This window comes from Corynebacterium sp. HMSC05E07 (genome assembly GCF_001807225.1).
Classification (GTDB): Bacteria; Actinomycetota; Actinomycetes; order Mycobacteriales; family Mycobacteriaceae; genus Corynebacterium; species Corynebacterium singulare.
On the sequence record NZ_KV788274.1, the window covers coordinates 23939 to 38637 of the forward strand.

Annotated in this window: 13 protein-coding genes; 11 read left to right on the forward strand and 2 right to left on the reverse strand. The window is 62.4% G+C overall.

Annotation, left to right across the window (positions count from 1 at the left end):
* Positions 1 to 5: 5 nt before the first annotated feature.
* From HMPREF3149_RS11370 to ndk, 6 genes are read left to right on the forward strand one after another with little or no spacing between them, the layout of a single operon-like run.
* On the forward strand, positions 6 to 2744 hold the full coding sequence (locus tag HMPREF3149_RS11370; RefSeq protein ID WP_070538252.1) for a valine--tRNA ligase: 2739 nt from the start codon (positions 6 to 8) through the stop codon (positions 2742 to 2744).
* On the forward strand, positions 2744 to 4273 hold the full coding sequence (locus HMPREF3149_RS11375) for a bifunctional tetrahydrofolate synthase/dihydrofolate synthase (RefSeq protein ID WP_070538254.1): 1530 nt from the start codon (positions 2744 to 2746) through the stop codon (positions 4271 to 4273). The genes HMPREF3149_RS11370 and HMPREF3149_RS11375 overlap by 1 nt, the downstream gene beginning before the upstream one ends.
* The gene (locus tag HMPREF3149_RS11380; RefSeq protein ID WP_070538256.1) at positions 4270 to 4716 is read left to right on the forward strand and encodes a DUF4233 domain-containing protein; all 447 of its coding nucleotides are present in this window, start codon (positions 4270 to 4272) and stop codon (positions 4714 to 4716) included. The genes HMPREF3149_RS11375 and HMPREF3149_RS11380 overlap by 4 nt, the downstream gene beginning before the upstream one ends.
* A gap of 51 nt (positions 4717 to 4767) precedes the next feature.
* Positions 4768 to 5613: an alpha/beta hydrolase gene (locus HMPREF3149_RS11385; RefSeq protein ID WP_070538303.1), complete on the forward strand. Its 846-nt coding sequence runs from the start codon at positions 4768 to 4770 to the stop codon at positions 5611 to 5613.
* A 5-nt stretch (positions 5614 to 5618) separates the two neighbouring features.
* Positions 5619 to 5930: a hypothetical protein gene (locus HMPREF3149_RS11390; RefSeq protein ID WP_070538258.1), complete on the forward strand. Its 312-nt coding sequence runs from the start codon at positions 5619 to 5621 to the stop codon at positions 5928 to 5930.
* Between the two features lie 48 nt (positions 5931 to 5978).
* Positions 5979 to 6389, forward strand: a complete 411-nt coding sequence (gene ndk / locus HMPREF3149_RS11395) for a nucleoside-diphosphate kinase (protein ID WP_039676402.1) — start codon at positions 5979 to 5981, stop codon at positions 6387 to 6389.
* 114 nt (positions 6390 to 6503) lie between these two features.
* Here ndk and HMPREF3149_RS11400 read toward each other — a convergent pair whose 3' ends face one another.
* A complete protein-coding gene (locus tag HMPREF3149_RS11400) occupies positions 6504 to 6854 on the reverse strand; it encodes an ArsR/SmtB family transcription factor (protein ID WP_070538260.1) in 351 nt (116 codons plus the stop codon).
* 114 nt (positions 6855 to 6968) lie between these two features.
* On the opposite strand from HMPREF3149_RS11400, the gene arsB reads away from it, so the two are divergent.
* Positions 6969 to 8033: an ACR3 family arsenite efflux transporter gene (arsB, locus tag HMPREF3149_RS11405; protein ID WP_070538261.1), complete on the forward strand. Its 1065-nt coding sequence runs from the start codon at positions 6969 to 6971 to the stop codon at positions 8031 to 8033.
* Here the strand turns inward: arsB and HMPREF3149_RS11410 are convergent.
* Positions 8030 to 8833, reverse strand: coding sequence for a hypothetical protein (locus HMPREF3149_RS11410; RefSeq protein ID WP_239179395.1), 804 nt, complete (start codon positions 8831 to 8833; stop codon positions 8030 to 8032). The genes arsB and HMPREF3149_RS11410 overlap by 4 nt on opposite strands.
* A gap of 163 nt (positions 8834 to 8996) precedes the next feature.
* Here HMPREF3149_RS11410 and HMPREF3149_RS11415 point away from each other — a divergent pair, with 163 nt between their 5' ends.
* The 4 genes from HMPREF3149_RS11415 to obgE all read left to right on the forward strand — a co-directional run bounded on the left by HMPREF3149_RS11415 (position 8997) and on the right by obgE (position 14699).
* Positions 8997 to 12224 carry a translation initiation factor IF-2 N-terminal domain-containing protein gene (locus HMPREF3149_RS11415; protein WP_070538263.1) on the forward strand — a complete coding sequence of 1076 codons (3228 nt, stop codon included), beginning with the start codon at positions 8997 to 8999 and terminating at the stop codon, positions 12222 to 12224.
* Positions 12225 to 12425: 201 nt separating this feature from the next.
* A complete protein-coding gene (gene rplU, locus HMPREF3149_RS11420) occupies positions 12426 to 12731 on the forward strand; it encodes a 50S ribosomal protein L21 (protein ID WP_042531962.1) in 306 nt (101 codons plus the stop codon).
* A 42-nt stretch (positions 12732 to 12773) separates the two neighbouring features.
* Complete coding sequence (rpmA, locus tag HMPREF3149_RS11425) at positions 12774 to 13052, forward strand: 50S ribosomal protein L27 (protein ID WP_042531960.1); 279 nt, start codon at positions 12774 to 12776, stop codon at positions 13050 to 13052.
* A 120-nt stretch (positions 13053 to 13172) separates the two neighbouring features.
* Positions 13173 to 14699, forward strand: a complete 1527-nt coding sequence (gene obgE, locus HMPREF3149_RS11430) for a GTPase ObgE (protein WP_070538307.1) — start codon at positions 13173 to 13175, stop codon at positions 14697 to 14699.

Consider the following 14699-nt stretch of genomic DNA (forward strand, 5'->3'; position numbering starts at 1 on the left):
GCCAGGTGACTGATCAGAATAAAGAGCAACTCGTTGGCACCAACCGCGCGGACCAGCTTCCCAAGTCCTGGGAGCCGCAGGCAGTAGAGAAGGACCTTTATGAAGGCTGGGTAAGCGCTGGTTACTTCACCCCGGACGCGTCCTCGGAGGCGGAATCTTATTCCATCGTCTTGCCGCCGCCGAATGTCACCGGCCAGCTGCACATGGGCCACGCCCTGGACCACACTCTGATCGACTCCATCATTCGCCGCAAGCGCATGCAGGGTTACGCCACCCTGTGGCTGCCAGGTGCTGACCACGCCGGCATTGCTACCCAGACCAAGGTTGAGTCCCGCCTGCGCGAGCAGGAAGGTAAGAAGCGCTGGGATTATGAGCGTGAGGAATTCATCCAGAAGGTCTGGGAATGGAAGGAAGAGTTCGGCGGAACTATCCAGAACCAGATGCGCGCCATCGGTGACTCCGTGGACTGGTCCCGCGAGCGCTTCACGCTGGATGATGGCCTCTCCCGTGCCGTGCAGACCATTTTCAAGACCCTCTACGACGAGGGAATGATTTACCAGGCTAACCGCTTGGTTAACTGGTCCCCGGTGCTGGAGACCGCTGTTTCCGATATTGAGGTGGTGTACAAGGACGTCGAGGGCGAGCTCGTGTCCATTCGCTATGGCTCGCTGGACGACGCCGAGCCGCACCTCATCGTGGCGACCACCCGTGTCGAAACGATGCTTGGTGACGTCGCCATCGCCGTCCACCCCGATGACGAACGCTACGCTCACCTTGTTGGTACCGAGCTACCGCACCCCTTCCGCGATGACCTTAGCCTGAAGATCATTGCCGATGACTACGTGGATATGGAATTCGGTACCGGTGCGGTGAAGATCACCCCGGCGCACGACCCCAATGACTATGCCATGGGCCAGCGCCATAACCTGGACATGCCCACCATCATGGACACTACCGGCCACATCGCGAACACAGGCACGCAGTTTGACGGTCTGACCCGCGAGGAAGCCCGCGTGGAGATCCGTGAGGCGCTGCGCGAGCAGGGCCGCATTGTGAAGGAAATCCGCCCCTACGTGCACTCCGTGGGCCACTCGGAGCGCTCCGGCGAGCCGATTGAACCGCGCCTCAGCCTGCAGTGGTTCGTGGCCGTGGAAAAGATGGCGAAGATGTCCGGCGATGCTGTGCGCGAAGGCGATACCACCATTCACCCGAAGTCCCTCGAGCCGCGCTACTTCGAGTGGGTCGATGACATGCACGATTGGTGCATCTCCCGCCAGCTGTGGTGGGGTCACCGCATTCCGATCTGGTACGGGCCGGAGGGCGAAGACGGTGAACGAGACATCATCTGCCTCGGCCCCGATGAGGAGGCCCCGGAGGGCTATGTGCAGGACCCGGACGTGCTCGACACGTGGTTCTCCTCCGCCCTGTGGCCATTCTCCACCATGGGCTGGCCGGAGAAGACCGCCGACCTGGAGAAGTTCTTCCCCACCAACGTGCTGGTCACGGCCTACGACATCCTGTTCTTCTGGGTGGCACGCATGATGATGTTCGGCACCTTCGCCGGCGCCCACACCCCGGAGCTGCTCGGTGAAGGAAAGGACGGCCGCCCGCAGGTTCCTTTTAAGGACATTTACCTCCACGGCCTGGTCCGCGATGAGCAGGGCCGCAAGATGTCGAAGTCCCTGGGCAACGGCATTGACCCGATGGATTGGGTGCGCGATTATGGCGCGGACGCCCTGCGCTTTACCCTGGCCCGTGGTGCTAACCCGGGCGTGGACCTGCCGCTGGCCGTCGATGCTGCTGCCGCTGGCCGCAACTTCGCCACCAAGCTGTTTAACGCCACCAAGTTTGCGCTCATGAACGGCGCAGGCGTGGCAGAGCTTCCGGCACGCGAGGAGCTTTCCGACGCCGACCGCTGGATCCTCGACCGCGCCGAAGAAGTCCGCGTCAAGGTAGACGCCTACCTGGATGACTACCAGTTTGCCAAGGCCAATGAGCTGCTCTACCACTACGTATGGGATGAGCTGTGTGACTGGTACCTAGAGATTGCTAAGACCCAGATCCCGCGCGACGAGGCTGAGGCGAGCGACGAGCAGCGCGCTCGCGGCCGCACCACCCAGATCGTCCTGGGCCGCGTTCTCGACCTTGTGCTGCGCCTGCTGCACCCGACCATGCCGTTCGTCACCGAGGTTCTGTGGAAGGCGCTCACCGGTGGGGAGACCATCGTCACCGCCCAGTGGCCGACGCAGGAGCACACCAATGGTGGCGCGGAGAAGGACGAGGTAGCCGCGCGCCGCATCGAAGATGCCGACAAGCTCATCACTGAGCTACGCCGCTTCCGTTCCGACCAGGGCGTGAAGCCTTCCCAGAAGGTTCCGGGCCGCCTCGACTTTGCTGCCGCTGATCTGCAGAACCAAGAGGGCCTCATCCGCAACCTGGCCAACACCACCGAGCCGGGCGAGGACTTTACCGCCTCTGCCTCCATCGAGGTGCGCCTGTCCCAGGCCACCGTGGAGGTCACCCTGGATACGTCCGGTGCCGTGGACGTGGAAGCCGAGCGCAAGCGCCTGGAGAAGGACCTGGCCAAGGCACAGAAGGAGCTGGATCAGACCGGTAAGAAGCTGGGCAACGAGGCCTTCCTGTCCAAGGCCCCGGAGGCCGTGGTGGAGAAGATCCGCACCCGTCAGCAGGTGGCCCAAGAAGAGGTCGAGCGTATCACCGCACGTCTGGAGGGACTCAAGTAGTGGCGGAGGACAACAACCGCGAGGAGTACGAAATTGTCGATGCCCTCGCGGAGGGCACCGACGGCGGGCCGGTCGAAATCACCGACTCCGGCCTGACCCTCAACCTCGGCGGAGAAGAGGACTACGAGGAAGCTGCCCCGGAGCAAGCCTCCCCAGAGGAACTCGCCGAGCTGGCCCAGGTCACCGCGGAGCTCAACTCCCGCGCCCCGGAGACCATCATTGAGCCGAGCCTGGAGCGCATCGAGATGCTCATGGATCTCCTGGGCCACCCGGAGCGCTCCTTCCACGTCATCCAGGTCGCAGGCACCAACGGCAAGTCCTCGACCGCGCGCATGATCGACTCGCTCCTGCGTTCTTTCCACCGCCGCGTCGGCCTGGTGACTAGCCCGCACCTGCAGTTGGTGACCGAGCGCATCGGCATCGATGGTCACCCCATCCACCCGCGCGATTTCGTGCGTATCTGGCGCGAAATCAAGCCTTATGTCGAGATGGTCGATGCGCGCTCGGATATTCCCATGTCCACCTTCGAGGTACTCGTGGGTATTTCCTATGCGGCGTTTGCTGATGCGCCTATCGACGTCGCCGTGGTTGAGGTAGGCCTCGGCGGCACGTGGGATGCCACGAACGTGGTCAACGCCGAAGTTGCCGTAGTCATGCCAGTGGGCTTGGACCACACTGACTACCTGGGCGACACCATCACGGAGATTGCCGGTGAGAAGGCCGGCATCATCAAGGCCCGTGAGCACGATGCGGACGACGTCCTCACGCCGGGGGAGAACATCGCCATCATCGCCGAACAAGAACCCGAGGCTATGCGTGTGCTGTTGCAGCGCACCGTCGACGTTGGCGCGGGCGTGGCCCGCGCGGGCTCCGAGTTCGCCGCGCTGGAATCCCGCATTGCGGTGGGCGGCCAGCAGCTCACCATCCAGGGATTGGGTGGCCTCTATGAGGACATTTTCCTGCCCCTACACGGCGAGCACCAGGCCAAGAACGCGGCCGTGGCACTGGCGGCGGTGGAGGCGTTCTTCGGGGCGTCATCAGGCAACCCCATCGACATCGCGTCCGTGCGCACCGGCTTTGCCAAGGCCATGTCGCCTGGCCGCCTGGAGCGTGTGCGCACGAGCCCGACGACCTTCCTCGATGCCTGCCACAACCCGCACGGCGCGAAGGCGCTGGCCGCGGCGCTCGACCGCGACTTTGATTTCGCGCGCCTTATCGGCGTGGTGTCCATCTTCACGGACAAGGATGCTGCTGGCATCCTCACCGCCTTAGAATCCGTGCTCACGGAGGTCGTCATCACGCAGAATGCCTCGCCACGCGCCCGCGACGCCTATGAGCTAGCGGAGCTCGCCCGCGATATCTTCGGTGAGGAACGCGTCTTCGTCGACCCCGATCTGCCCAGCGCCTATGCCCAGGCTGTCGAGCTGGCCGAGGACGCCGACGTCCAGTCCGGTTCCGGCATCATCATCACCGGCTCCGTCGTTACCGCCGGCGATGCCCGCGCACTCTTTGGAAAGGAGCCCGCATGAGCCCCCGCAAACCCGTCCCCGAGAATGAGATCGGCCCACTCGGCCTTGGCCAAGCCCCCACGAAGGACCCGCTCAAGCAATTCGGCGGCATGGTCGTAGCCAGCTCCCTCACGTTGGAGCTGCTCACACTCGTCCTCGCTCTGCCCATGCTGTACAAGCTTTATGACGGCACCCTGTGGACCCCGTTCAACTACGGTGTGGTCATCGGCTTCATGGTGCTTCTGCTGGCGTCCTTCCCGTTCATGAACAAGCCGTGGATTGTGGGCGCGCAGATTGTTCTCCACATCATCGGCATCGTGCTGGGCTTTATGATCCACTGGTCGGTAGCCACCATCTTCATCATCTTTGCCCTTCTCTGGGCGCTGGCGGCCTATATGCGCTCCGTTATTGTGGCGCGCATGGAGCGCGGTTACCTCACCACGCAGCACCTCAACGAAAAGTAGGGGGCGAACACGGTGTATATCCGGCCGGAGCTGCGCGCGGGTGCGGCAGTTATGTCATTGTTCGATCCGACGAATCCGCTCATCCGCCGCGCTGGCCGCGTCGTTCCGGCGCTGTGGCCTGCGCCCTACATCTACGGTGTGCGGACTCGCCGCGTGAAAAGCCGCGACATCCGTGCCACCATCTACGAGCCGGAGAATCCCCGCGCCGTGGTGCTGTGGATTCACGGCGGTGGTCTGCTCATGGGTCACCCCCGCCAGGATGTGAAGCACCTCAAGGACACCGCCGCGCAGCTGGGCGTGACGGTGGTCGCGCCGCATTATCGCTTCGCCCCGGAACATCCGTACCCCGCCGCGCTTGACGACGTCCACTCGGCCCACCGCTGGCTCCTCACCCATGCCGACGAGCTTGGGGTGCGCCCCGGCCGCATCGTCATTGGCGGTCAAAGTGCTGGCGGTGGTCTCGCTGCTGCCCTGTGCCAGCGGCTGTATGACGAGGGCGGGATCCAGCCAGTGGGGCAGTGGCTTTTCTGCCCGATGCTCGATGACCGCGCCGCGTCCGATGAGCGCAACGTCATCTGGGATGCGGATTCCAATGCGCAGGCCTGGCGCTATTACGTCCAGGATGACCCGAACGCGCCCTATGCTGTGCCCGGCCGCCGTGAGGACCTCACCGGCCTTCCGCCCGCGTGGCTCTACGCCGGCCACAGCGAGCTCTTCTACGGCGAAATTCTGGATTATGCCGAGCGCCTTGAGGCAGCTGGCGTGCCTACGCAGTGCGAGGTCGTCGAAGGTGGCGTTCACGCTTTTGAACTCTGGGCCCCGCATACGGCTGCAGCAAAACACCTGCTCATGAGCTCCCGGATGTGGCTGTCCTCGACGCTCGACGCGCTAGACTAGCGGGCATGCGCTACCTTCTCTACGGTCTCTCTGCACTTCTTTGTCTCGCGGCAGTCGGGGCCAAGATTTTCTATGGCGGCTTTGCACTCCCGCTCGCTTTGCTCGTCCCAGCTTTCATTTTCCTTGTCGTCGGAATGCTTAAGCATCAGAGCGAACAGCGCCCTGTGCAGTTTGAGGATCTCGAGGGCTGGCACCGCGACGAGTTACAGGGCCTGCTTGATAACGGTCAGTTCGGCACCGCCGTGCGCCAGGTTCAGATGTGGTTCCGCGGCACCAGCCATGAGCGCGCCGAAGAAATCGTGCGACGCCTCACTTAATAGCCCTCTGCGCGGACGCGAGCACGGCTTACCTGTACTATGTGCCGTATGACTGAACGTACACTCATTCTCATCAAGCCGGACGGCGTGAAGAACGGCCACGTGGGCGAGATCATCTCCCGCATTGAGCGCAAGGGCCTGAAGCTCGTCGCCATGGATCTGCGCGTCGCCGACGAGGAGACCGCCAAGAAGCACTACGCCGAGCACGAGGACAAGCCGTTCTTCGGCGAGCTCGTTGACTTCATCACCTCCGCACCGCTGGTTGCTGGCATCGTCGAGGGCGAGTCCGCTATCGCCGCATGGCGCCAGCTTGCCGGTGGCACCCACCCAGTAGAGAAGGCCACCCCGGGCACCATCCGCGGTGACTTCGCTCTGACCGTCGGCGAGAACGTCGTCCACGGTTCCGACTCCCCGGAGTCCGCTGAGCGCGAGATCTCCATCTGGTTCCCGAACCTCTAAAGAAGTTCACCGCGTCTAGCGCGCACCAAAGCCCGAGCGTATCGCTCGGGCTTTTGTCATTTCTGCTACTGAACACTCCCTGCGTGCAAGAGCGCAGAACAGGTCGGGCACCGGTTAGTCGAACGACAGCAGCGTGCGCAAGGCCGCAAAAGCGTCTTTGTGCACCTGGTGGGTGACGGTGCGGCCGCGTTGCTGTTTGGATAACAGGCCGGCCTCCCGCAGACGTGCTAAGTGGTGGGAGACCGTGGGCTGGCTCAGCGCAGTGAGCTCGGTGAGCTCCGTGACGCTCATTGGACCGCAGCCTTCCTCGCACAAAATGGACAGCAGACGAAGGCGGGCTGGGTCTGCGAGGACTTTGAATTGCTGCGAAAAATGCATCGCCTCGGCGTCGCTGAGTGGGCCCATGCTTAAGGAGCAGCACTCAGTGCCGGGCACACTGGTCTCGGGCGTGGAAGAGGAAGCCATGTGATCAGTATAGGGACTATCCTTGCCTCCCTACGTTATATTGACGCCCATCAATATGTGCTGTAGATTGCGTGTTCGTATTGTGCTTTGTTCGACGTCGAAGGAGGGAGAGACATGGCTGTGGCGCAGCGCCCGAAGTTGTCTTTTCTTGACCGATTTTTACCCGTGTGGATTATTCTGGCGATGGCCGCCGGACTGCTCATTGGCCACTTCATTCCCGGAATTGGCCAAGCCCTAGGGGCCGTTGAAGTGGACGGGATTTCCATCCCGATCGCCATTGGCCTCCTCGTCATGATGTATCCGCCCTTGGCCAAGGTCCGCTACGAGAAGACCAAGGAAATTGCCACGGATGGCCGCCTCATGGCGGTATCGCTTGTCCTCAACTGGCTGGTGGGGCCGGCGTTAATGTTTACCCTGGCGTGGCTGTTCTTGGCAGACCAGCCGGAGCTGCGTACCGGCCTCATCATTGTGGGCCTTGCGCGCTGTATTGCCATGGTGCTTGTGTGGTCGGACCTCTCGTGCGCTGACCGCGAAGCAACGGCTGTGCTTGTCGCCCTCAACTCCATCTTCCAGGTCGCCATGTTCGGTGTTCTGGGCTGGTTCTACCTTCGCGTCCTCCCCGGCTGGTTGGGACTGGATGTTACAAGTGTTGACTTTTCCTTCTGGGCCATTGTTAAGTCCGTGCTCGTCTTCTTGGGCATCCCGCTCCTGTTGGGTGTGCTGTCTCGCGTATGGGGCGAAAAGGTAAAAGGACGGGAATGGTTTGAGAACCGCTTCCTCCCGGCCGTATCACCACTGGCCATGATTGGTCTGCTGTACACAATTGTGTTGCTATTTTCCCTGCAGGGCGAGCACATTGTGGAGCAGCCAGTAGCGGTAGTACGCGTGGCCGTGCCGCTGGTGATCTACTTCGTGGGCATGTTTGTGCTGTCGCTGGGCGTGGCAAAGGCTGTTGGTATGAACTATGCGCAGTCTGCCAGCGTGGCGTTTACCGCAGCAGGAAATAGCTTTGAACTTGCCATTGCAGTATCCATCGGCACCTTCGGAGCGGTGTCTGCTCAAGCCCTTGCCGGAACGATTGGTCCCCTTGTTGAGATCCCAGTCCTCGTTGGTCTGGTCTATTTCATGCTGTGGATTGGGCCGAAACTCTTCCCGGGAGATGCCACTCTTCCGCGCTAGCGCGTGCGTGCGGCGTCGATGCTGCGCACGCCAGCTTCGGTCAGAGTGATGTTAAAGGTCCGCTCACCACTCCACTGGATGAGACCAGGCAGCTTCACCACGCCGGCCTTCTCGAGCTCGCGCAGTTCCTCCTCGAGCCCCTCGTCATAGCCGAGCAACTTACCCAGCGCTGGGATAGTCGTTGTATTGCCCGTGACGGCGCCGGCGGCCACGAGGCCGCTCAGCACCTCCGGATGGTTCTGAACCGCTGCGATGCTCTCTTGAGTGACACCCTCGAGGCTTCCTTGTTCGGTGATGGCCTTGATGCGCCGCCTGCCAACGCGAAACGCGGTCGTGCCGAACGCACGGCCGCCAATGATAAACGCCGGGATGGCGAAGGCAGTATGGCCGGCGGCGACAAGGATGGGGTTGAGGGACACAGTGTCAAACATTCCGGTCGACTCGATTCCCGCGGTGATCATCGGGGAGAAGACAGCGATCACCGGCAGAAAGTAGGCGAGCAGGGGGTAGTCGCCCGCCCGGAACTCTCCTTGCCCGGCTTGGACGAACTTCGGCTTGCTGCGGATGATGCGAAAGGCACCGTAAATCATGGCGATCCACAACACTGCGTAAACCGGAACTGCATAGGGGTAGGGGAAGTCAACGGCGCGAAGGCCGGACGCGATGCCGGCCGGCACGGCCACGGTGACGATATCCCGCATTGCAATCTCATTGCGGGCGCGTGCTTGAGCCACCGTGCGCGGCGCTAATTCACGCTGTGCTGGGGTAGCGGGTGTGTTAGCGTGCTCCAGTTCGGACATAGCGGCGATACTAACATGTGGCTTACACTGAAACCTGTGCCAGAATGGAAGGCACAGATACTCATATAACTGAATACGGAAGCAAAGAGTTTTTAAAAAGTCTCACCACCGTGTGGCGGCAACCTGCGCCCGGGGTGAGCAGACGTCGGGAGTTAAGCCACTAATGGCATCCAAGAAAAAAGAAGAAGTACGCAGTGAATCAGCTTTGGCAGCGGCGGTAGCGGGGATTGACCGCGAAGCGCTCGCCCCCAAAACGCGGGTCTACGCTTTGGCCAAGCAAATAGGCGTGGCCTCCAAGGAGTTGGTGGCGCAGTTTGCGGAGCTGGGTCTTAAGAAGTCCGCGCAGTCCTCCGCCTCACCAGAGGAGATTGGCCAACTCATCGAGTCCCTCGCCCCCACCACCGACACCAAGGCTGAGACTGTCACCGACGAAGAGGTCGCAGCCACAGAGTCATCGGCCGAGGAAAAGCCAGCGAAGACTGCCCCGAAGAAGCGGGCCAAGCGCGCGGCGAAGCGCGTTGCCAAGGCCGACAAGACGGAGAATGCAGCGAAAGAAGCTGAGACCGCAAAGCCCCAGAAGGATAAGCCTCAAAAGGATAAGCCGCAGAAGCAGGAGCCCGCGAAGGAGGAGTTGTTCAGCCAGCCGGAGGACTCCGCGGATAACGTTGCGGAACAGCCACAGCAGCCCGAGCAGCCCGAGCAGCTGAGCGAGGACGAGGAAAAGCTGCGCGAACGCGTGCGCAAGAACGTTGACAATGAAATCTCCCAGATCGTGGACAAGGTTGACGCTGAGATGCTGCACGAGGCACTCGCCGAATCCGGCGATGATTTCGACGAGGATGACCTCACTCCGCTGATTACGCCGATGCCGGAGGAGGAACCGGAGGTCTACGAGTACGCACCAGTGTTCATGGCGCCGAAGGTCACCCCGAAGCCGAAGCGTCAGAAGCCTGAGGACCTGGATGACGCCGATGATTCTGGTGAGGACGCGGCACCGTCGACGCGGCAGCGTGGTCGCCGCCGAGGCAGTCGCGGTACTTCGCGTGGGCGCGGTGCCGAGGGACACAGTGGTGACAGCCGTGGGGCTGAGCTTATCGACGAACCCAAGGCCATCAAGGGCTCGACCCGCATCGAAGCCCAGCGCCGCCGCCGCGCTGAGCTGCGCGAGAAGGGTCGCGAGCGCCAGCACATCGTGTCCCAAGCGGAGTTCTTGGCTCGCCGGGAATCGGTGGAGCGCACGATGGTGGTGCGTGACAAGCAGCGCACCGACGGTGCCGGAATTATTACCCAGGTCGGTGTCTTGGAGGATGACCTCCTTGTCGAGCACTTTGTCACGACCGAATCGCACCCCTCCCAGATTGGCAACATCTACCTCGGCCGTGTGCAGAACGTCCTGCCCTCGATGGAGGCCGCCTTTGTTGATATCGGACAGGGGCGAAATGGTGTGCTGTATGCGGGAGACGTCGATTGGCGCGCGCTCGGCATTGGTGGGCGTGGCCGCAAGATTGAAAACGCCCTGAAGTCCGGTGATCAGATTCTGGTCCAGGTGGCCAAGGACCCGATCGGCCACAAGGGCGCACGTCTGACTACCCAGATTTCCCTGGCTGGTCGCTTCCTGGTTTATGTTCCGGGCGGGCGCAGCGCAGGTATTTCCCGAAAGCTCCCGGCCCCAGAGCGCAAGCGCCTCAAGGGCATTCTGGAGCGCGTCATTCCGGGCGATGGCGGCGCCATCATCCGTACGGCGGCAGAGAATGTTCCGGAAGAAGACATTGCTACCGACGTCAACCGTCTGCACTCCCTGTGGGAGGACATCAGCGCCCGCGCGGCACATGAGAAAGCCACCAAGGGTGCCAAACCGGTGACGATGTATGAGGAGCCGGATCTGCTCATCAAGGTCGTGCGTGACCTCTTCAACGAGGACTTCAGCACCCTTGTCGTCGACGGCAAACGTTCTTATAACACAGTGAGCGCCTACGTGGATTCCATGGCGCACGACCTGGCGGATCGCGTCGTGCGCTACGACGCCCGTGAACACGATGGCGAGGATGCTTTCAGCACCTACCGCATCGACGAGCAGCTGCACAAGGCGCTCAGCCGCAAGGTCTGGCTGCCCTCCGGCGGCACCCTCATTATTGAGCGCACCGAGGCCATGACGGTTATTGACGTCAACACCGGTAAGTTCACGGGCTCCGGTGGCAACCTTGAGGAAACTGTCACGCGCAACAACCTCGAGGCGGCCGAGGAGATCGTGCGCCAGATGCGCCTGCGCGATATGGGCGGCATGATCGTCGTGGACTTCATCGACATGGTTCTGCCGGAAAACCAGGACCTCGTCCTGCGTCGACTCAAGGAAGCTCTGGGGCGCGACCGCACTCGCCACCAGGTTTCCGAGGTGACCTCGCTGGGCCTGGTGCAGATGACTCGCAAGCGCGTGGGAACCGGCCTGGTTGAGACCTTCTCGACCGAGTGCGAAGCCTGCAACGGCCGCGGCATTATCATCCATGAGTACCCAGTGGATGAGGAACCGGAGGAGGAGAACTCCAAGCCGCAGCGCCGAGGCCGCAAGGAGCGCCGCGCGCCACACCGTGATCCGAAGCAGCACCCGGCTGCGGTACGAATGCATCGTCATGATGATTACGAGAACACTGCTGGTGTCGACGCAGATGACGTGGATGCAGTAGACGATAAGGATTCTGCGCTCGAGGATCTTGTGGCCAACGTGGTGGTCGTCGACTCAGACGACGAAGCCCCCGGCCGCGATGGCCGCGACGGTGGTGATGAGGTCGACGCCGGCACACCGGACAGCGCGTCCATCGGCTACGCCGTGGCAGAGAACATGGCGCCGAAGAAATCGAAGCGCTCCCGCAAGCCGCGCCGGGCAACGCGCACCTCACGCAGGTCCGAGAAGAAGGCCGAGGCGCAGAGCACGTCGCACGAAGAGCAGCCGAAGCAGCGCTCACGCCAGACCTACGAGGAGGCCGTCGAGGAATTCGAGAAGTCACCGCGCCGCAAGCGTCGCACACGCGGCAACTCGCGTTCTGACGTCCGCCCGAAGCGTGAAGACTTCGAGCACGAGCCGCACACCTCGAAGGCAGCAGACGAGCAGGGCAGCAGCACCGCCCCGGCCAAGGAAGCTGCCAAGTCCCAGAAATCTGGACAGGGCGAACACACAACGGCGCGCAGCTCGCGCGGGCGTGGTCGTCGTCGTGCGGTGCGTCGCTCGATGAAATCCCAACAGCCGGTTGTCGTGGAGAAGACAGCACAGGCGCCGAAGTTCCAGCAGCGCGATGAGACCACCGCGCGGGAGAAGCAAGGTGGGGCCAAGGGGGCGTCGGCAAGCCGCAGGGGTGGGCGTGGTAGGCGCCGTGTCACCCGCCGCAGCTCGCGCTAGAAAGGAGCGTTTTGCCTTTTCGGCACCTGACGGGGTAGTCTTTGACAGTCGCTGTTTAGACCATGAATGCGCTGGACGGGACGAATGCGGTTTTCGCGCGTCTCTCGCGGCTTGTGGTCTGAACGCAATTGTCCAATGTCCATTCGTCGGTGGCATCACCCAGCTACTGACGAGCCGAGTTTAGATAAGGGGTAGCCCTCTATGTACGCGATCGTCAAGACCGGCGGCAAGCAGTACAAGGTTGCTGAAGGTGACCTCGTCAAGGTCGAGAAGATCGAGGGTGAGCCGGGTTCCTCCGTTGCTCTCACCCCGGTTCTGCTCGTCGATGGCGCAACCGTCAAGTCGAAGGCAGCTGACCTGGAGAAGGTCTCTGTCTCCGCAGAAATTGTCGAGCAGGGCAAGGGCCCGAAGATCGACATCCTCAAGTACAAGAACAAGACTGGTTACAAGAAGCGTCAGGGCCACCGTCAGCCGGTGACCACGCTGAAGATCACCGGTATCAAGTAAGCCTTAACCGGCTCTAATCCATCCCTGAAGGAGGGAAACCACATGGCACACAAGAAGGGTGCTTCCAGCTCCAGCAACGGTCGCGATTCCGAGTCCAAGCGCCTCGGCGTCAAGCGCTTCGGTGGTCAGCAGGTTAAGGCCGGCGAGATCATCGTGCGTCAGCGCGGCACCAAGTTCCACCCGGGTGAGAACGTTGGTCGCGGCGGCGACGATACCCTGTTCGCTCTCGCTGCCGGCTCCGTTGAGTTTGGCACCAAGCGCGGCCGCCGCATGGTTAACATCGTGCCGGCCGAAGAGGTCGCTGCAGAGGCCACCGCTTAAGAGCTTTTAGTTTCAATCCCGAGCATCCCGATAGAGGGGGCTCGGGATTGTCGCGTTTTCCGCCGCTCGGTGGAGGAGGCCGACTAGGCTGGCATGGTTGGAACCATTACACTAGCGGGCATGGCACGATTCATTGACCGAGTGGTATTGCACCTGCAGGCAGGCGACGGCGGCCACGGCTGCGCGTCCGTCCACCGCGAGAAGTTCAAGCCGCTCGGCGGCCCCGATGGCGGCAACGGCGGTCATGGCGGAGACATTCTCCTCGAGGTCTCTACCCAGATCCACACCCTCATGGATTTTCACTACCGCCCGCACATCAAGTCGGAGCGCGGCGGCAACGGCGCCGGTGACATGCGCAACGGAGCACGCGGTAAGGATCTGATCCTCGAGGTGCCAGCCGGCACCGTCGTGTACACCGAGGACGGCGAGATGCTCGCGGACCTCACTGTTCCCGGTACCCGATTTGTTGCAGCCGAGGGCGGCTATGGCGGTCTGGGCAACGCGGCGCTGGCGTCAGCCGCGCGCAAGGCCCCGGGGTTTGCACTGCAGGGCGAACCGGGTGAGGTCCGCGAGTTGGTCCTCGAGCTGAAATCCATGGCGGACGTGGGACTCGTGGGCTTCCCCTCGGCAGGTAAGTCCTCGCTGATTTCGGTGCTCTCGGCGGCAAAGCCCAAGATTGGTGATTATCCCTTTACCACCCTCCAACCCAACCTGGGCGTGGTGGACATGGGAAACGAGTCCTTCACCATGGCCGATGTGCCGGGGCTTATTCCAGGCGCAGCCGAAGGCAAGGGCCTAGGCCTGGACTTCCTCCGCCACATTGAGCGCACCGCGGTGCTGGCGCACGTGGTGGACACCGCGTCGATTGAGCCTGGCCGCGACCCCGTCTCCGATATTGAGGCTCTCGAGAACGAGCTGGCCAAGTACCAGGAGCTGCTGGAGGAAGACAACGGCCTCGGTGACCTGCGTGAGCGCCCGCGCGTCATCATCCTCAATAAGGCCGATGTCCCCGAAGCAGAGGAATTGGCGGAGTTTGTCAAGGACGACCTTGAGGAAAAATTCGGCTGGCCGGTCTTCATTATCTCCGCGGTGGCGCGCAAGGGATTGGACCCGCTCAAGTACAAGCTCATGGAGATGGTCAACGAGCACCGCAAGGCCCAGCCGAAGGCTAAGGCAGATAAGAACCACACCATCATCCAGCCGAAGTCCGTGGGCAAGAAGAAGGGACGCTTCGCCGACTTCACCATCACCAAGGACCCAGAGGTGGAGGGCGGCTTCATCGTTGAGGGCGAGAAGATCGACCGCTGGATCCGCCAGACGGACTTCGAGAACGACGAGGCCGTGGGCTACCTCGCCGACCGCCTGGCCAAGGCCGGCGTGGAGGCGGAGCTGCACAAGATGGGCGCGGAGGAAGGCTGCCCGGTGACCATCGGGGATATCACCTTCGAGTACGAGCCGATGGCGGGCGGCCGTGCCACGGATGCCGGCCGCGGCCAGGATGGTCGCCTCATGGGCACCGAGCGCGTCTCGGCCGCAGAGCGCAAGCGCGCTTCCCAGGCGCGCCGTGGTTTGGTGGATGAGTTCGATTACGGCACGGATGAGGAGGTCACGCGCGAGTCCGCGAACCGCGATCGCTGGCAGGGTTAG

Excerpts from the sequence above, each read along its gene's own strand:
- HMPREF3149_RS11380 (WP_070538256.1), top strand. The coding sequence starts at position 4,270 with ATGAGCCCCCGCAAACCCGTCCCCGAGAATGAGATCGGCCCACTCGGC.
- HMPREF3149_RS11385 (WP_070538303.1), top strand. The coding sequence starts at position 4,768 with ATGTCATTGTTCGATCCGACGAATCCGCTCATCCGCCGCGCTGGCCGC.
- HMPREF3149_RS11390 (WP_070538258.1), top strand. The coding sequence starts at position 5,619 with ATGCGCTACCTTCTCTACGGTCTCTCTGCACTTCTTTGTCTCGCGGCA.
- ndk (WP_039676402.1), top strand. The coding sequence starts at position 5,979 with ATGACTGAACGTACACTCATTCTCATCAAGCCGGACGGCGTGAAGAAC.
- HMPREF3149_RS11400 (WP_070538260.1), bottom strand. The coding sequence starts at position 6,854 with ATGGCTTCCTCTTCCACGCCCGAGACCAGTGTGCCCGGCACTGAGTGC.
- arsB (WP_070538261.1), top strand. The coding sequence starts at position 6,969 with ATGGCTGTGGCGCAGCGCCCGAAGTTGTCTTTTCTTGACCGATTTTTA.
- HMPREF3149_RS11410 (WP_239179395.1), bottom strand. The coding sequence starts at position 8,833 with ATGTCCGAACTGGAGCACGCTAACACACCCGCTACCCCAGCACAGCGT.
- HMPREF3149_RS11415 (WP_070538263.1), top strand. The coding sequence starts at position 8,997 with ATGGCATCCAAGAAAAAAGAAGAAGTACGCAGTGAATCAGCTTTGGCA.
- rplU (WP_042531962.1), top strand. The coding sequence starts at position 12,426 with ATGTACGCGATCGTCAAGACCGGCGGCAAGCAGTACAAGGTTGCTGAA.
- rpmA (WP_042531960.1), top strand. The coding sequence starts at position 12,774 with ATGGCACACAAGAAGGGTGCTTCCAGCTCCAGCAACGGTCGCGATTCC.
- obgE (WP_070538307.1), top strand. The coding sequence starts at position 13,173 with ATGGCACGATTCATTGACCGAGTGGTATTGCACCTGCAGGCAGGCGAC.